10 protein-coding genes are annotated in these 18,503 nt (G+C 60.2%); 3 read left to right on the top strand and 7 right to left on the bottom strand.

Going from position 1 to position 18,503, the window contains the following annotated elements; all coding sequences use genetic code 11:
* Positions 1–355: 355 nt before the first annotated feature.
* Both ABD903_RS06395 and ABD903_RS06400 read left to right on the top strand, forming a co-directional pair.
* Positions 356–3,454, top strand: coding sequence for a nidogen-like domain-containing protein (locus ABD903_RS06395; RefSeq protein ID WP_345222393.1), 3,099 nt, complete (start codon positions 356–358; stop codon positions 3,452–3,454).
* Positions 3,455–3,521: 67 nt separating this feature from the next.
* Positions 3,522–3,734, top strand: a complete 213-nt coding sequence (locus tag ABD903_RS06400) for a PID-CTERM protein-sorting domain-containing protein (protein WP_345222394.1) — start codon at positions 3,522–3,524, stop codon at positions 3,732–3,734.
* 85 nt (positions 3,735–3,819) lie between these two features.
* On the opposite strand, the gene ABD903_RS06405 is transcribed toward ABD903_RS06400, so the two are convergent.
* The 4 genes from ABD903_RS06405 to ABD903_RS06420 form a co-directional block, all read right to left on the bottom strand.
* On the bottom strand, positions 3,820–6,168 hold the full coding sequence (locus tag ABD903_RS06405; RefSeq protein WP_345222396.1) for an IPT/TIG domain-containing protein: 2,349 nt from the start codon (positions 6,166–6,168) through the stop codon (positions 3,820–3,822).
* Between the two features lie 472 nt (positions 6,169–6,640).
* Positions 6,641–8,005 (bottom strand): alpha/beta hydrolase family protein, encoded by a 1,365-nt coding sequence (locus tag ABD903_RS06410; RefSeq protein ID WP_345222397.1) that lies wholly within the window; start codon positions 8,003–8,005, stop codon positions 6,641–6,643.
* A gap of 254 nt (positions 8,006–8,259) precedes the next feature.
* Positions 8,260–11,748 carry a PAS domain-containing protein gene (locus tag ABD903_RS06415; RefSeq protein ID WP_345222399.1) on the bottom strand — a complete coding sequence of 1,163 codons (3,489 nt, stop codon included), beginning with the start codon at positions 11,746–11,748 and terminating at the stop codon, positions 8,260–8,262.
* A 249-nt stretch (positions 11,749–11,997) separates the two neighbouring features.
* The gene (locus ABD903_RS06420) at positions 11,998–12,579 is read right to left on the bottom strand and encodes an HD domain-containing protein (protein ID WP_345222401.1); all 582 of its coding nucleotides are present in this window, start codon (positions 12,577–12,579) and stop codon (positions 11,998–12,000) included.
* 105 nt (positions 12,580–12,684) lie between these two features.
* Here ABD903_RS06420 and ABD903_RS06425 point away from each other — a divergent pair, with 105 nt between their 5' ends.
* Positions 12,685–15,414, top strand: a complete 2,730-nt coding sequence (locus ABD903_RS06425; RefSeq protein WP_345222403.1) for a cyclic nucleotide-binding domain-containing protein — start codon at positions 12,685–12,687, stop codon at positions 15,412–15,414.
* Positions 15,415–15,491: 77 nt separating this feature from the next.
* On the opposite strand, the gene ABD903_RS06430 is transcribed toward ABD903_RS06425, so the two are convergent.
* The 3 genes from ABD903_RS06430 to ABD903_RS06440 all read right to left on the bottom strand — a co-directional run bounded on the left by ABD903_RS06430 (position 15,492) and on the right by ABD903_RS06440 (position 18,487).
* Positions 15,492–16,985, bottom strand: coding sequence for a M28 family peptidase (locus ABD903_RS06430; RefSeq protein ID WP_345222404.1), 1,494 nt, complete (start codon positions 16,983–16,985; stop codon positions 15,492–15,494).
* A 75-nt stretch (positions 16,986–17,060) separates the two neighbouring features.
* Positions 17,061–18,107: an adenylate/guanylate cyclase domain-containing protein gene (locus ABD903_RS06435; protein WP_345222405.1), complete on the bottom strand. Its 1,047-nt coding sequence runs from the start codon at positions 18,105–18,107 to the stop codon at positions 17,061–17,063.
* Positions 18,104–18,487 (bottom strand): response regulator, encoded by a 384-nt coding sequence (locus ABD903_RS06440; protein WP_345222407.1) that lies wholly within the window; start codon positions 18,485–18,487, stop codon positions 18,104–18,106. The genes ABD903_RS06435 and ABD903_RS06440 overlap by 4 nt, the downstream gene beginning before the upstream one ends.
* Positions 18,488–18,503 lie beyond the last annotated feature (16 nt).

Raw genomic sequence — 18,503 nt, forward strand, 5'->3', positions numbered from 1 at the left:
CTACTATCAACCTCTCCTGCCCTAATTAATGGCCAGTTGCCGATTGCCGCATAGAGCGTGAGTAGCAGCTTGTAGCTCATCACCCCAAAATGTTGATGAGAAGTATCAGCAGCAGAACCAACATAATACGAATCGACCAACACCGCCGGGCAAGCGCACTGCGCCTGCCCGGCGGTGTTGTGTGCGAGCCGGCGGTATTTTCACCCTAAAGTCTGCTGATCTTCTGGCTATAAGCCATGCTTTTTTATGAGTAGCGTGGTACTTAACCACATAATAATGTGATTACGGGAACCATATATCAGGTAAGCCAATATCTTCGGGCCAGCTTCTTCCTTTAACTTAATTTTTTCAAGCTATGACATCACTTTTCCCCCGATTCACCCTGTCAACGGTGCTAGTGGTGCTGGTGGCATGGGCGACGCAGCATTCGGCTCTGGCCCAGCAACAGCTTCCGGCCAGAACCCGCAGTTGGTCGCCTGCCCTCAACGACCCAACGTACGCGGCGCGCAAGCAGCAGGCCGCCCGGGCAGCTGCAACGGCTCAGCCTGGGCAGCGCCCTGGTCGTGCACGCGCCTCCGCGGGCAATGGACCAGTTGCGGCAAGGGCTTTGCCCGCCTGCTTTGTACCGCTCGACACCACGGCGGCCGGTGGCTGGCGGCATTTATCGCGTGAGGGCGGCTTTGCTGATGACAGCTTCTTAGGCCCCATTCCGCTGGGTTTTGACTTTTCGCTGTACGGCACCGTGTACAATCAGGTGTACATAAACACCAACGGAAACATAACCTTCGGGCAGGGCTTTACCACCTTCACGGCCACCGGCTTGCCCATTTCTGTGCCCATGATTGCCCCGTTCTGGGCCGACGTAGACACCGAGTTAGCCGATACCCTGGCCACCCCCTACCCCAGCGGCAACATCTGGTACAAGGTATTCCCCGACCGCCTGGTAGTGACCTGGAACCGCGTGGCCTACTTCGCGCGCCACGCCGATAGAAAAAACACCTTTCAGCTGACCATTAAGGCCAACACCGCCCCCGGCTTTACCGGCGACGACGTGTTTTTTGCCTACGGCGACATGCAGTGGACTACCGGCGACGCTGATGGTGGCTCGGGCGGCTTCGGCGGCACGGCTGCTACGGTGGGAATTAACAAAGGCAACGGCACCAACTTCGTTCAGGTGGGCCGTTTTAACCTGAACAACAACACCTACACCAATAACGTTGACCCCAGCGGCGTAGACTGGCTTGATAATCAGTGCTTATCGTTCCAAGTTGGTGGCGGCAGCAACAACGTACCTCCCACAGCCACGGGCTTACCCGCGGGCAATACCATTACCCTGGGGCTTGGCGAAACCCGTAACCTGGCGCTGCAATTCCTGGGCCCGGAAGTGGGCCAAACGGTAACGGTAGTACCCAATACCAACGGCCTGTGCAATACCACGGTTAACAACAACGGCGCCTCCAACCCCACGGTAAACCTGAGCATCACGGGCGCCGCCTGTAACCTGGGCACCAACACCATTACCTTGCTGGCCACCGACAACGGCACACCCGTTGCGTCGCAGCAGTTTACGCTAACGGTAATAGTTACCCCGATAAACCGATGGACTGGTGCCGTGAGCACCGTGTACACCAACCCCGGCAACTGGAGCGCCAACGCGGTACCCACGGCCACCGACGACGTAATTATTCCGGCCGGCGTGCCCAATATGCCCGTGCTGAGCTCCACGGCAGGCGTGCGCGGCCTCACCATTGCCAGCGGCGCTAACCTTACCGTAGCCGCCAGCGGTGTGTACAACGTTAACGGAAGCATCAGCAACGATGGCCAGCTGCAAGGAGCCGGCATCCTGCAAACCACTGGCGCTGCTCAGCAAGCCTTCAGCGGCACGGGCCAAACGACGGTTCATTACGTAACCATTGGCGCATCGGGCGCGGTGCTAAACCAGCCTATGCGCCTGGCGCGCATGCTTACGCTGAACGGCAACCTGAACTCGAACGGCAACTTAACGCTGCTCTCGCCAATCGATGGGTCGGGAACGGCCATGGTGGTGAACAACGGCACCGCTGCGGTAACCGGTTCGGCGCGCGTAGAGCGTTTCGTGGGCGGTGGTGCCCAGTTGGGCTACCGTCATCTTGCTTCCCCCGTTACCAATACCTCCCTGGCCGATTTGGCCGTGGGTGGAGCCTTCAGCCCGGTGCTGAACCCGGCTTATAACACCGCCACAAACCCCGGCTTGGTTTCGCCGTTCCCGAACGTGTTCAGCTACGACCAAAGCCGCGTAACGGCTGGCAACGACGTTGCTGATTTCGACAAAGGTTGGGTGTCGCCCAGCAGCGCCGCCGAAACCATGACGCCCGGCATCGGCTACACCGTAAACATGCCTGGTCAGCAGGTGGTGGATTTTGTAGGCACGCTTGGCAACGGCGCGGTTAGCCACAGCGGCCTTGCCCGCGGCACTGGTCCGCAGGCCGGCTGGCACCTGATGGGCAACCCCTACCCGGCTCCCATCAGCTTCAGCCAGATTTCCCGCAGTGGACTCGATAACGCGGTTTACGTCTTTAAATCGACGGGACAGTACACGGGTTCGTATGCCAGCTACGTGAACGGTGTGCCGGCTAACGGTGGCAGCGACATCCTGCCCCTGGGCCAGGCTTTCTTCGTGCGCACTACGGCTCCGGGAGTGGCCGGCAGCATTAGTTTCTCTAACGCTGCTCGTGTAACCACTTACCAAAACCCCGACATGCAGCGTGCAACCGGCTCGGAAACCCGTCCGTTGCTGCAGTTGGCTTTGCGCAACGCCACCGGTTCGGCCTCCGAGCAAATTGCCGTATACTTTGAGCGCGGCGCCACCGCTGGCTTCGACCCTGCTTTCGATGCCTTCCGCCTTGGTAACGGCAACGTGGTTCAGCTGGGCGCTATGGCCGGTTCACAGGAACTATCCATCAGCGGTTTACCTGCCCTGAACACCACCGCTGTTACGGTACCCCTGGCAGTACGCGTAGCGCAAGCCGGCAGCTACACCCTGCAGGCTTCGGAGTTGATTAACCTGCCTTTGGGCTGGGTGGCCACTCTGCACGATGCCCAAACAGGTGCCGCCATCAACTTGCAAGCACAGCCTAACTACACCTGCACCATTACGCCAGGCCAAGCTTTGGGCCGCTTCCGCCTGGAGTTCCAGCAGGCTCGCGTATTGGCAGCTACTCAGGCGCAGCTGAACGCTGCCGTATCGGTGTATCCCAATCCGGCTCGGGGCTCGGTATCGTTGGGCCTGCCCGCAACCAAGCAAGCCGTGGACGTACAGATCGTGAATACCCTGGGCCAAACGGTGCTCAAACACCGGGCGGGCGCAACTGCCGGTGTTACGGTGTTGCCGCTTGGCAACCTGGCCCGCGGCGTTTACCACGTGCGGGTAGCCCTGCCCGAAGGCATTGTTACCAAGCGTTTGGTAGTAGAGTAACCTGGCTTTTAAACACATGAGCGCCGCTTGCTGCGGCAAGCGGCGCTCATTTACCCATCTCACACTGATGACCTTTTTACCCAAACATCTTCGCGTCGCCCTCGGCCTGGCCGGACTCTTGGCCGTCAGCCTGGTTTTGCCATTGCACGCCCAAGGCCCTGGCTCGGGTGGCCCCCAGCCGGGCGGCTCGCCCACGGTAATTCCCATCGACGGCGGCGCTTCGCTGCTGCTGGCCGGCGGCGCGGCATACGCCCTCAAGCGGCTGCGCAAACGCCAATAAGCACTTCTCTCAGACCCAAAATCAAGGCAAAAGAAAAGGGCACCCGTACTACGGGTGCCCTTTTCTTTTGCTTGAATCAGAAGAGTTATTCCTTCAACAGTTTGCGGGTAATGGCTTGTGCGCCCTCGCCCACGGTTATGGTGTAAAGGCCCGGCTTCAGATTCCGCAGATTCACTTGGTTGGTACGGTCGAGCTGAGTAGTGAGCAGCAAGCGGCCGGTTAGGTCGCGTACCCGTACGGCGGCATTGGTCGCAGGAGCCTGGGTAATGGTTAGCACATCCTGCACCGGGTTGGGGAAGAACGCGAAGCCTGCCGGCTCCTGACCGGTCCGCACGGGAGTTACAATCGTAACCGTGAAAGGCTGTGCACTAGTCACGTCGCTGCCCGAAGTAAACACCCTGATTTGGCCGGTAGTAGCCCCTGCGGGCACCACTGCCGTAACCCGACTAGCGCTGTTTACTACAAAGCTGGCCGTGGTACCGTTGAAAAACACAGCTACAGTGCCTGCCAGGTTACTGCCGTTAATGGTTACCGTGGAACCTACCGGACCGCTGCTCGGTGAAAAGCTGGTGATGCTGGCCGTGGCCCCGGCAGGGGTAACGATGAAGTTAACAGGGGCCGAAAGCCCGCCGCCCGGTGCCGGGTTAAGTACCTGAACTGGGTAGGAACCCACAATGGCCCCTGGCGGCAACTCCACCGACAACTGCGTGGGCGACAGGTAGGTGGTGGCGCTTACCGGCGCCATCGATACTACTTCAGAGGTAGGCACGAAGCCCGTACCCGTCACAATCAATCGGAAAGCACCGGTGCCCTCTGGTACCGAAGGCGGCGACAAAGCCGTGATGGTGGGCATGGGATTCACCGGATTGCCCGTTACAATTAGGTTAGTGGCGCTAATGGCCGTGCCCCCGGGCGTGGTTACCGCAATGCGACCGGTAGCAGAGCTGCTCGATACCACGAACGTCAGCTGGGTGGGGCTTTGCACCGAAAAACTGTTAACCCGTGAGCCGTTCAACGTCACGTCCTGAACGTTAATAAAGTTGGTTCCGGTAACGGTAACAATAGTGCCAGCCACGGCCGTGCCGGGTGCAAAACTCGTGATAGTGGGCACCGGAGCGGCCGGCACAATGAAGTCGAAAGGAGCCGAACTGCCTCCGCCCGGAGCGGGGTTGGTTACCACAACCGGGTACACACCTGGCGTGGCTCCGGGAGGTAGATCAACGCTGATTTGCGTAGGCGAAATAAACGTTATCGGGAGCGGGAAACCGCTAAACGTCACGGTTGAAGTCGGCATAAATCCGGTGCCTGTAATGACCAGCGTGAAGGCGCCCGAACCTGCCGGTACCGAAGGCGGCGACAAAGCCGTAATTACCGGGACGGGGTTAACGGGGTTTCCGGTTACAACCAGGTTAGTGGCGCTAACGGCTGTACCGTTGGCCGTGCTCACCGCAATGCGGCCAGTAGAAGAAGTGCTGGAAACGGTAAAGGTGAGCTGCGTGGGGCTAACCACGTTGTAGCTGCCCACCGATACGCCGTTCAGCGTAACACTGGTTACACCGGTAAAATTAGTACCCGTTACCATTACCACGGTGCCGGCCACGGCACTGCTCGGGGTAAAGCTCGTGATGCTTGGCACCGGTCCTGAGGCCACGAAAAAGTTAAACGGCGCCGAAGTACCGCCGCCGGGCGACGGATTGGTTACCGTTACGGGGTAAGTGCCCAAGACTGCTCCGGGCGGCAGGTCCACCGACAGTTGGGTGGGCGACAGGTAGGTGGTGGCGCTTACCGGCGCTGTAGACATTACCACTGAGGTCGGCACGAAACCCGTACCCGTAACCACGAGCGTAAAGGCGCCCGAGCCCGGCGGTACCGAGGGTGGCGACAAGGCTGTAATTACCGGAACGGGGTTGCCAACGCTGTAAATGCCGGTGCTAACCGATGTGCCATCGGGCGCAACCACGCCAATTGGACCACTGGTGGCTCCTACGGGCACCACAAACACAATTTGCCCGTCATTTACTACCGTGAAACTGGGCAGGGCAGTGCCGTTAAGTGTAACCGCCGTAGCGCCGCTAAATCCGCTGCCCAGTACCGTTACCACTGTACCGGCTGGGCCGTTTGTGGGAGAAAAACTACTCACAACGGGGGCCGCTCGCCGCATGCCGGCATTCTGGCTGACATCGGTTGCCAGGTTGCTGTGCGGCCTGGCAGTCCAGGTGCGCTGCACAGGGGCTTTATTTGCCAGCCACTCCCAAGTGGCGCCGCTTGGGAGTTTGGCTTTTGCGGCTCTCAACCATGCCTGATTCGGCACGGTTTGGGCTTGCGCCGCTTTGGGCTGCAGGCCGATGAACAGCAGGCAGCATAGCAGCAGGGGCCTGACCCAGCCCGTTGCCGCACGGGCGTTAGCCCGGACTACGTGTGTAATAAGATCCATTCTGAATGTATAAAGTGGAAGAAGGAGTTGAGCGGGTGTTCGAAGAGAAAGATGACTTAACCTCAAATCATTACAAACCAGTAATTAGCTGCAGATCTAGGTTCCAACCTAAAACCCGGGACTGTGGAGTAGCCACGGCGTTAATGTCAGTCAATAAATACCAATAATCAAAAGCTTAATTCTACTTGCTCGATTGAAAGCGTGTGCCCGAATGCATGGAATGGTTTTTCGGCTTTGCTAGAGAAAGAAGCCTTCTTCCCGTAAACAGGGGCAGCTAGATGAGCCGTATTGCTGCCCTCGGGTTGCATTTCCTTTCGCACTTTGTTGCGTACATACCGTGCCGGAAATACAAACACCGACGGCAGCAAGCCCAATGCCTGCCACCGTCGGTGCCAAAGTACTTATTGAACAGGTTCCCCTCTATTCTATTTTCACTGACCAGGCTACGCTAAAGCATCTGCCCCAAAGAAGTTTACTCTTTGCCTTGCTGCAAGATCCAGGCGCGTACGATTTCTTGGGTCTGGGGAGAGAAAGTCTCACGGGGTTGGCCGTTAACAAGCGGCCACTGCTGCGGATCGGCTTGAAAGAGGTGGTTTACGCCGGGCAGTTTCTTGGTGGTTACCCGCTTGTTACCCCGAAGCCCTTTGGCCAAAGCCGATAGGTTGGGTTCTGGTGCCACGTGCAAGTCTGCGTCGCCGTTGAGTAGCAGCACCGGGCACGTTACTTGGCTAAGCTTCTCCACCGGATCAAAAGCCAGAAAGTGCCGGTAGTGCGCCGAGGTAAGCTGGGTAGCACTGGCCAGGGCCGTAGCCGTGTCCATGGCCGGGTTACGCTGGCGCAGCATGTTGACCACCATGGCTTGTGCCTGGGCAGCATCGGGCACAGTTTCAATCACGTCAAACAAGTTGCGCTGATGCAGCAACGACGCTTCAATGAGGGCCGGCGCTGTTCCCATAGCGCGCAGCACAGCGGTTTGTTGGGCCAGCGCCAGGGCTTTGCCACTCAGGCCGGGTGCGGCCATGGTCACCACAAAGGCAGGTGCTAAGGGTTGAGCAGCAACTAGCAGGGCTGCGTTGCCTCCTTCGCCGTGGCCCACTACGCCCAAGCGCGAAAAGTCCACGTCGGGGCGGGTGCGCAGAAAATTCAGAGCCGCTTGTATATCGGCTACCCGTTGCGGCAATGCCGGTGCAGGGTCCACCGGTAGTCCATCGAGGCGAAGCACGGCAATACCGCGGCGGGTTAGATAGTCGGCCAGGGCGCCCAGCGGCCGGTACTCGCCCACCGTAGCGTCGCGGTCGGTAGCGCCAGCATCGGCTGCCAGCACCACGGCCGGAAACGGGCCAGGGCCGGCAGGCACCGTCAGCAGGCCGCCCAGCCGCTCGGTTCTGCCGGCGCTAAACGCAACTTCCTCCTCGCGGTACGGCGGCGACAACCGCACTTTACCACCCGGCGCGTTAACCGCCGGAGCGTGCTGCAACTGCATGGCAACCTGGTAGCCGGGCTGCTTCCAAACTCCCGCCAGCATCTTTCCGTCGATGTTGATTTGACCGGTAAAGCGACTGGCGGCCTCCTCGGCAAATAGCGAGATGGTGTCGCCGTGCAGATCCACACTCACGGCCATGTGCGCTACGCGCTGCAGGGGAACATCAAGGGTACCGTAATAGCCGCCATTTGACTGCTTTACAAGCCTGAAAATAACTTCCAACTGACCACCAGGCACCTTCAACGCTCCTTTCCAAAGACCGTCGAGCCCAGCGCCGGCTCCGGGCGTAGCAGCAGCTACGACGGCGTTCAGAATCAGACTCAAAAACAGCAAACAAGCGGCGCAGCGTTTCATGGCAGTTAAGCTCCCGGTAAGGTGGAGGCGTTTTCGGAACATAGTTCCCCCAAAAGCCCGCGCCAAGCTGGACTTTTGGCCCGATGGACTTTGCACCTATGTCAGGAGCCGGTTTGCGCGTCTGAACGTGTACCTGAGCTAGATAAAGTAAGCCTATGGAAAGGCAGCGAGTGACTATCGGCGCTTCAAACCAGCTGAATGCAAGTTTAAAAAGCTGATTTTCACTGCTGAACCGGAACCAAGCGCGGGCCCTGCTACACCGCAGGCTCGGCAGCGGGGGGAAGTTCGGCCGGAAGCTGCACAAGAGCCGCGCGAACGGCCGTGAGCAGCCGCGCTACGGCCGTATGGAGTACGGGTGCATCGGCGGGGGTAACGGGCCCCTGCCGCAGACGCTCCAGCTGCGCCAGCGGTGGCTCTACGCCCTGCACGTGCACTGCCAGCAGGTTGGGCTTGATGTGGTGTACCAGCTGCGCCACTTCGGTCCAATCGGGTAGGGCGGCGGCGGCTTCTATTTCGGCCAGGCTGCCGGGAATATTTGCCAGGAACGAACGCACAATTTTATGCACGAACACCTCTCGCCCGCGCGACAACTCCCGTAGCGGCGCCAAATCATAAGCCAAGCCGGGCTTGCGCAACAGGCCCACCATTACTTGGTAGAGTTCGTTTTCCACGAAGGGCTTGGCGAGGCAGGCGTCCATGCCTGCGGCCAGGTACCGCTCACTATCGGCCCGAAAGGCATTGGCCGTGAGGGCCAGAATGGGCGTGGCGGCGCGGGCTGCATCGGGGTAGCGGCGCAGGTGCAGGGTAGCTTCCAAGCCGCTCATGCCGGGCATTTGAATATCCATGAGCACGAGGTCGTAGGGGCGTTCGGCAAATCGGGCTACGCCGCTTTCCCCGTCCACGGCCTCATCTACCGCCACACCCCACTCCTCAAGCAATTGGCGGGCTACGTCGCGGTTGATTTCGTTGTCTTCCACCAGCAACACGCGTACGCCCTGTAGCTCGTTGGTGTTATAGTCGGGGGCGTTTTCGAATGCGGCGGGCTCGGTACGGGCGGCTTTGGGCAAGGTTAGCTGGAAGCGGAACGTACTCCCCTGCCCCAGCACGCTTTCGAGCGTGAGCGAGCCGCCCATTTGTTCCACCAACGCCCGGCAGATGCTCAGGCCCAGCCCAGTTCCGCCAAACTGACGGGTGGTATCGGCGTAAGCCTGCACGAAGTCGTTGAACACGTGCTCCTGCTTATCGGCCGGAATGCCCATGCCGGTGTCGGTTACGCGAAACTCCACGGTTAGGTCGTCGGCGGTTTGCGCCAGCTGCCGGCTGGCAATGGTTACGGTGCCGCTGGCGGTAAACTTAATGGCATTGCTAACCAAGTTGAGCAGCACCTGATTGATGCGGTGCGGGTCGCCGAGTACCTGGCAATTCTCGCAGGTGGCGTTGAGCGGCTCGAACACCATCTGCAAGCCTTTTTGCCGAGCCTGCTCCATTTGCGACTGCACCACGCGCTCCGTGGATTCGCTCAGGTTAAAGGACACCTGCTCCAGCTCCATTTTACCGGAATTAATTTTGGCCAGATCCAGCACATCGTTCAGCACGGCCAGCAGGTGCTGTCCCGAATGCTGAATTACCTCCAGCCGGTGCCGCTGCTCGCTGTTGAGCGACGTTTTGGCCAGCAGGTTGGCCATGCCCAATACCCCGTTCATGGGCGTGCGAATTTCGTGGCTCATGTTAGCCAAGAAATTCTCCCGCGTCTTTAAAGCAGCTTCGGCCGCTTCGCGGGCCCGTCGGGTTTCAGTTATGTCGGTACTTACGCCCAATACGTGCAGAGTACCGTCGTGGCGGCGCAGCGGGCGCTTGATGGTGTGAAACCAGCGCACCTCGCCCGTAAACAACGACATAGAATTTTCGAGCGACACTTCTGGCTCACCGGCCAGTATCTGGGCGTCGGTTTGGGCGTAGTTGCTGGCCTCCTGGGCTTCGGGACTGTTAGCGGGTAGCTCGTTGGCTTGGCCATGCCGGCTTTGCGCTTGCAGCTCGCGCATGGCGCGGTTCTCAAACACGTAGTTGGCCTGCGCGTCGCGCACGTAAATCAGGCTGGGCGTGGTGTCGAGGATGAGGTCGGTAAACTGCTGCTGCTCGCGCAGGCGTGCTTCGCTTACCCGCAGCTTTTCTTCGTCAAGGCGGCGCTGGGTAATGTCGGCGCCGTACCCTATAACCATGAGCAGCGTGCCGTTCCCATCGAACACCGGCTGCAGGTGACGCAGCACGTAGCCCACGCGGCCCGCAGCATCGCGCGTGGTTTCCTCCCAGGTCACGCCGCGAGCTTCGGCCACGGCCTGCCGAAACCGGTTCCGCCGTCCCCGGGCTTCGTCGTCGGGGCGGCCGCGAAAGGCGCAGTAATCGAAGTCGGTTTTGCCAATCAGCCACTCCCGCATAACGGGGTTACGCACGGCTGCTGGGTTAACAAACTGGTACCGATGCTCAGGGTCGAACACGGCCACGTCACCGGGCAGCTGGTTCAGGATGGTTTCATAGAATTCCCGCTGCTCGTCCAAGCGGCGTTCGGCCAGGCGGCGCTCCGTAATGTCGAGCCCGTAGCCCAGCATGAAGCGGAAGCCGGTGGGGTTGGCTAACGGGGTGAAGCAGCGCAAGTGGTGCTTGGTATCGGTGCCGGTTGAGGTGGCATCTTCCCAGGCATTGATTCGTTCGCCGGCATTGGCCCGAACGAACATCTTGTGCCGGTGCTCCGCCAGGGCCATATCGTACCCAAAAGTTTCGCAATACTCGGGCAGCGTGCGCCCCGTTAGCCATTGCCGGGCGTCGGCGTCGGGCACGGCTTGGGGGTTAGCGTACACGTACCGCTGCTGCTCGTCGAGCACTACTACTTCTACCGGAAGCGCGTCGAGCACGTGCTCGTAGAAGGAGCGTTGGGCGTCGCGTTCCTGCTCGGCGTGGCGCACGGCCGTGATATCCGTTAAATACAGGTTGGCGTATCCGTCGGCGGCGTAGGGAGCCACGGTCAGCAGGAAAAGCTGCCGCTGCCAAGCCAGTTCCTGGCGCAATACCGCGCCGTTTTCGATGGCCTGCTGCACACTGCGCAAAAGCGACGTACGCAATTCATCCGCCGGGGCCGTGTCGTAAGCTTCCCGCAGTGCGGCGGCCGATGGATTGGCAAACAAGACTTCGCCCGTGAGGCTGATGCGCAGAATGGGATTGGGATTTTGAGCCGGAATGGTGGCTATCCACCGCAGCTGCTTTTCCAATGCCACACGCTCCGTTACATCGCGCACGCAGAGCAGTAAGGTGCCGGATTGGCCGTCTTCGGGCCGCATGGCAATAACGTTGCGGGCCAGCATGCGGCCGTCGCGCAGCGGAATCAGCTCCTCGTAAACCGGGTCGGCACCGGGCTGGATATGCTCGGCCGCTCGCGCCAGAAACAGGGCCGGATCAGCCGCCTGCTCGCTGAACAAACGCATCAGATCCGAACCCGCACGCCCCAGCCACATCTGCGCGTTTTCGGAATGCAGGCCGTATAAATTGAAGTAGAGCTGGTTTACGGCGTTAACCGTACCGTCGGGGTTTATTACCAACATTCCTTCGGGCAAGCGGTCCGTAAACTGGCTCAGCCGGCGGGTAGCGGCTTCCGCTGCCGCTGTAGCATGCCCCAAGGCGGTAGCCAACTCCTCGTTTCGCTGCCACGACTGCGCCAATGCACGTTGCAGCTCTTCTATTGTAACGGGCATTCTTGTAAAAACAATTGGGGGCAAACTCATTAAGCGTAACAAGCGTCTACGCTTTCAAGTACGGGATTCGCTGTTGCAAACCCTGCCCGGCTCGTGCCAAAACCGGGGTTTTCCATGCCAACGGCGCCACCCGCTATGCGAATGAAATGCATCAGTTCGAAGCCGGCGTGGGAATCGGGCACCTGAAGCCGGCTTGCCGCATTCGGCTTTTGCGCTCATCACGATGCTTCACGGCTACGTTCTGCCTTGCTACACCAAAGCTTCTAGCATTAGTAGCCGGGCTTGCTTGGCCGGAGCACGCAGACGTTGCGCGGTGGGCGTCCAATAGCGGTGGGCGCGCAGAAAGTCCACCTGAATGCGGTTCCAGGCGTCTTCATCGGTAACTAAATGGCGTGCCCGCAGCTCGTCGTAAAGCGTGCGGCTGATGGGTTCGAAATCGGGGCGGCCGAGGTAGTCGAGGTCGGCGTCGCAGAGGATTTGGGCAAGGTGGGAGCTTCCGGGCCGTTGCGGAAACTGCGTGGCCATGATCAGGGCGCAAATCTGATCTACCTGGGCTTTGGTGTAGCCCATGCCGGGCAGGGTACGGCGCACCAGCTCGCAGCCGGCAGCTTCGTGGCCCTGGTACGTAGTCAGAAAGCCCGAGTCGTGGTAGTGCGCGGCGGTGCGGAGCAGGGCAAGGTCGGTGGGGTTGGTAACGCCTTCGGCGGCAGCTATGGCCCCGGCTTGCTGCACCACGTCGAGGGTGTGGTGCAGGCCGTGGTAGTAGAGCGTAGCCGGCAAGTGGGCGCGTAGTTGCTCCAGCACGTAGGTTTCGGCGCGAAGGCAGTCCATGAAATCGGCAGAAAAAGAAGGGCTTCAATAATCCGAAAAAATCCGGAACGACACGGGGCTGCTATCTTGCATACCGGTTATTGAGGCGCTTTCCCCCGAGCTGGCATGACACTACTTGAACGCGGGCAGCAGCTACTGGGCGTGCGACCCGGCGAGGGCCGCACGGTCTGGCTGTTTTTCCTGCACAACTTTTTGCTGGGCATCGGCACCATTCTGGTGTACGTGTCGGCCACGGTGGTGCTGCTCGAAAACAACCCCGAGCGCAACCTCCCGCTGGCTTACGGCGTGGCCGCGCTGGCCATGATGGCCGCCGGCAAAGTGTACGCGCATTACGAACACCACTGGGCCCTGCAGCGGCTGGCCAGCCGCGTGCTACTGGCCGCGCTGGTGCTTACGGGGGTGCTGGGGGTGCTGGTGGTTACCGGTAACTCGGTGGCCGCGGCCGTGGCCATTATGGCCGGTTACCGCGTCATTTATCTGCTTACGAATCTGGAATTCTGGGGCGTATCGGCGGTGGTGTTCGATGTGCGCCAAGGCAAGCGCCTGTTTAGCGTCATCAGCTCGGGCGACATGCCGGCTAAGGCCCTCGGTGCGGTGCTGGCCATCCTTATTCACAACCACACCGAGCTGCTGTGGCTGCTGCTGGTGGCTTTTGCGGCCTACTTGGGGGCGCTGCTGGTGTTGCGCGCCACCGTTAGCTCGCACGATGTTGTGGCCGCCCCAGCGCCGCGCCGCATTCGGGAAGGCGGGCTGAGTCCGCAGTTGCAGCCGTGGTTCGGCAACAGCCGCTTGGTACTGTTTATGTGCCTGAGCATGACAGGCGTGGCGGCGGTGTCGTCGGGTGTGGAGTATTCGTTTGTGGTGAACGTGAAGCACAAGTTTCACGACCAGGCCGCCGTAATGCAATACCTGGGCAGCGTGCTGGGCATTACTTACTTGGCGGCCATGGTATTCAAGCTGTTGCTCTCCCGGCTGGCCCTCGACCAAATGGGCGTGCGCCGCATGCTCATTACCCTGCCCGCGCTAGTGCTGTTAGGCCTGCTGCTTTTCGGCGGGCTGCGGGCGGCGGGCGCCTCCGAAAACACCTTGCTGCTTTACTTCTGCGGCCTGTACCTGGGCCTGGAAGTGCTGCGTCGGGCCGTGTTCGACCCCGTGTTCCTAGTGCTGTTTCAGCCCCTCTCCCCGCCCGAGCGCCTACAAGCCCACACGCTGGCCAAGGGTTTCTACGAGCCGTTGGGCATGGCCGTGGCTGGGGTATTGCTATTCGCCTTGCACGCGTATCCCAACCTGAGCGAATGGGTACCGTTTGTATGGATGAGCCTGTTTATGGCCGGGGCACTGTTTTTTTTACACCGTACATATGGCCACTACATTGGGGAGCTGCAACACGCCATTAGCCGCCGCTTCGCCCCTGCCGACGAGACCTTAGAGCTGAACACAACGGGCAACGAACAGCCGTTAATAAGCGCCGCAGTTGTCGACCCCGAAACCGTACGTCAACTCGTTACTCAACTTACCGATAAAACCCAACGCGCCGCTGCTACCGCGCAACTGTTGCAGCTCGGTGATGCTGCCGTGCCCGAGCTTAGCGCCGAGCTGCTCGCCGAAGGCCAAGATGACTACGTACGACGTGTAAGCCAGATTCTGGGGCAAATGCGTAGTCCAGCCAGCCGCCATGCCTTGGTACAGTTGGCCCGACAGCCGCACTTGTGGCGCCGCGAGCAAGCCTTACGTGCCCTGCGCAACTTTGCCCCCGAAGCCGCCGATGCCCCAACGTTCCAAGCACTGTTGCACAAGGAAATGCAGCTTGCCCAACAGCTGCTCCACGGTTTGGCCGCTACCGCCGAAGACGAGTTGCGCCGTAGCATCGACTACGAACTCATGCGTCTGCAGCAACGCCTTTTCGGCTTGTTGCTGCAGCTTTACCCGCCGCACATGATTGCCGATGCGCAACGCGGCGTGGCCCACGCAGCCCGCGAGCGGCAAGCCAATGCCCTCGAAATTCTCGACAATATTATCCCAAGGGTGCTTTACCAGCAGCTGCACGTGCTGCTCGAGGCCATGCCCGCCGCCGAAAAAGCCCGTGCGTTTGATCGTTTGTTGGGTCGTGCCGCGCAATTGCCGGCCCTGGTGCCCCTGCTGGTGCAGCGCGGCGAGGCCGATTTCTCCGATTGGACCGTGAGCGTAGCGCTGCGTCATTGGCACCCTACCGAACGGAACCTGACCGAACTGCTGCCGCATCTGCAAAGCCCCAGCCTATTGGTACGCGAAAGCGCCTTCGCCGCGTTCGATCAGTTGGCCGAGCACCACGCGGGGCTCTATCAGCAGCTACTAGCGTTCAACCCTTCTTTACCTTCTCTGAGCATGAGCCACCACGCCACTACTTCGCACATTTCGGCCCAGGAGCGGGTGCATGTGCTGCAGCAAACGGCCTTGTTTGCCCAAACACCGGCCAATGTGCTCAGCAGCATCGTGCCCATTATGAAGGAAGTTAGCTTCGCCAATGGGGAACAGATTTTTGCCAAAGGCGACCTGGGCACCTCGCTGTTCATCGTGTACGAGGGCGAGGTCAACATCATGAACGGCCCACAGCGGTTGGCCACGTTCCGTAAAGGCGAGTTCTTCGGCGAACTAGCCTTGCTGGATGCCGAGCCCCGGTCTGCAGCCGCCGTGGCCCACGGTTCCGTGGTAGCCTTTCGTCTCGATCAAGAGGACTTTTACGACGTGATGGAAGAGCGCGGCGAAGTGCTGCGCAACATCATGCGGGTGCTCTGCCAGCGCCTGCGCCGCCAGAACGAGCTGATGCAGGCGCCCGTGCCTGGTGCGGCGGAGTAACGCCTTCAGTCCAGCACGCGTTTCCGGCACGTCCTGCTGAGCCGCCCCTAAGCAAGGCGGCCTTATCTGTTACAACCCTACCGTTCCAGCTTAAAGTCTTTATCCGGCGTTGGCCGTTCCTGCCGGTTTGCCACGGCCCAGCCGGTTAAGTACAGCCAACGGGTAACGCCGGCCAATTTCTTGATGTCAATACGCTCGGGCTCGTCTTTGGGCGTGTGGTAGTCCTTGTGAAGCAGCGTGGTGTAGCAGATGGCCGGAATGCCCAGACGCGCGTACGGCAAGTGGTCGGAGCGGAAATACCATCCTTCGGGGTGCGTGGGCTTGTCCCAGAGGGTGTCAAGCTTGAACTGGGCGCTGGCTTGGTTGGCGGCAAAGGCGGTGTTTACCAAATCCAGGGAATTGCGGTGCGGACGCTGCGAACCGAGCAACGCGGCACTGTCGGGGGCGTTGCGGCCAATCATTTCGGCGTTTAGCACGGCTACGATGGACTCGCGCGGCACGGTGGGTAGGCTGGAGAAGTAGCGCGAACCGAGCAGGCCGCGTTCCTCGGCGCCGTGGTAGACAAACAGGGCCGTGCGGCGGCCGGGCTTTTGCTTGAAGGCTCGCATAACGGCCAGCAGCGCGGCGCTGCCGGTACCGTTGTCGTCGGCACCGTTCCAGATGGAGTCGCCGGCCACGGGTTTGCGCACGCCGTCGTGGTCTTGGTGGGTACTGAAGAGCACATGCTCGGCGCGCAGCTGCTTGTCGGAGCCCGAAATTTTGCCCACGATGTTCACCGATGGGTACTGAAAGCTTTCCACCCGAATGGTGGCCACCAGGCGCTGCCCGGCTTGTTGTACCAAAGGCAGATCGGAGGCAGCCAGCCAGATGGTGGGCGCCTGCTCTACTACGCGCACGTTGGGGCCGCCGGGCAAATCGTAGCGGCCGCGCTCGTAGCCGGTACCCCAGTTGTCGAAAATGTTCTGGGCGCGCTGGTCCGACACGTACACCACAGCCACGGCGCCGGCCTTCACCAGCTCGGCCGATTTTTCGCGCATGGTGGTCGTCAGAAAACGGCGGTAGCTAATTTCCTTCGGCTCGGTGCCCGAAAACACCAGCGCCACGGCCTTGCCTTTCACGTCTACTTTGGCTACTTCGGCTGGCGTACCGGTGCCCACAAACACCAGCGGCGCATCCACGGTGGCTATGCCGGGGGCCAATACCAGTGCGTTTTGTCCGTGCGTAAACGTACGGCCGCCTATGCTGATGCGGCTGTCTTTGGTAATGCGGGTGCGCTGAATGTGGAAAAACTGGTAGTAGGTGCCGTCGTCGCCGGCCGGCTCTACGCCAATGGCACGCATCTGCTCCCCAATCCACACGGAGGCTTTCAGCTCGTCGAGCGTGCCGCCTTCCCGACCCCGGAAATGGTCGCCGCTGATGGCAAACAGGTCGCGCTTCAGGTCGTCTTCACGAATGGCGGAGCGCTTGTCGCCGGTAAAGGCCGAGCGTTGCGCCACGGCTTCGGTAACCAGCAGGCTGGAAACGAACAAGCAGGCGGTTAACAACCGATTGGAGAAGGGCATGGGAAGCATAGAGTCAGGGGAGCGGAACGGGCCGGTTGCCCGCAAATGGTTGTTCAGGAGCGTGTAAGTACTGCAGCAGTGGATTTACTCCACCACCTCGTAAGTCATGACCGGCTGGGCTTTGTTCTTCAGGGTAATTTCGCCGACGGGTTGGCACTGGAACGACTCTTTTACCTTCTCGTAGGCGTCGTGGCTGATGATGATTTGGCCGGGCTGGGCGGCGGCTTGCAGGCGCTGACTCACGTTCACGGCGTCGCCGATTACGGTGTAGTCGAGGCGCTTGAGCGAGGCCGAGCCGATGTTCCCCGACACCATTTCGCCGGTGTTGATGCCGATGGACACCTTGGGCTGGTAGCCGGTGCCATCGAGCTCCACGGGCGTGGTGGCTTGCAGGCTGCTGCGCACAGCCAAAGCAGCATCCACGGCGCGGTCGAGGTGGTAGTCGCCGCGGAAAACAGCCATTACGGCGTCGCCCATGAACTTATCTACGTGGCCGCCCTGGGCAATAATTTCCTTCACCATCTGGTCGAAGTACTGGTTCAGGAGCTGCACCACGGTGGCCGGCGGCAGCTGCTCGGAAAGCGACGTAAACCCGCAGATGTCGATAAAGACCACCGTGGCTTCCACCGTTTCGCTCACCAGCAAGGTGTTTTCGAAGCCGGGGCGGGCCATGAAGTTGATGACCGTTTCGTCGACGTACATCTTCAGGATGTTGTTTTCCTGAATGGCCCGCAGCGTGTCGCGCAGCTGCTTTACCTGAGTAATGGTTTTCTCGATGGTCACTTCCAGGTCGGCGAAATCCACCGGCTTGGTCACGAAATCGAAAGCGCCGCGGTTCATGGCCGTGCGAATATTGGCCAGGTCACCGTAGGCCGACACCATTACGGTTTTGATGATGTTGTTGGCCTCGTGCAGCTTGGTAAGCAGCGTGAGCCCGTCCATCACCGGCATGTTGATGTCTGACAGCACGATATCGGTGTCGGGGTGCTCGGCTACGCGCTGCAGGGCCTCCTCGCCGTTGCTGGCAAAGACGAACTCGTACTGGTTCTCCCGGATTTTGCGCCGGAATTTCTGTTTGATGAGCAGCTCCAAATCGGCCTCATCGTCTACCACTAGAATCTTGGTTTTCATGCCTGGTTCAGGGACAGAAGTCGTTCTTTGAGCGCCGCAAAATCCACGGGCTTGGTCAGTAGGTCGCTGGCGCCCAGCTCCAAGGCCTGGCGGCGGCTTTCGTCGTCGCCGTAGGCCGTTATCATCATCACCATGGGGCGTGGCGGCGCGGGGTGCTCCTCGGTAATGTGCTGAAGCAGCTCCAACCCGCTCATGCCGGGCATGTTGATATCGGAGAGAATGAGCACCACTTCGGAGAAATGGTCGTGCAGGTATTCTAACGCAGCCTCGCCGGAATAGGCGAAGGAAAACGAGAGGGCGCCGGAGCGAATTTCCCGCCGAAAGCGCTGCTCGAACAGCGTGCGTACGTCCGTTTCATCGTCGACGACCAATATTTTCATGACTTACTAAGCTAGT

The organism is Hymenobacter koreensis (genome assembly GCF_039541855.1).
In the GTDB taxonomy this organism is placed as follows: domain Bacteria; phylum Bacteroidota; class Bacteroidia; order Cytophagales; family Hymenobacteraceae; genus Solirubrum; species Solirubrum koreensis.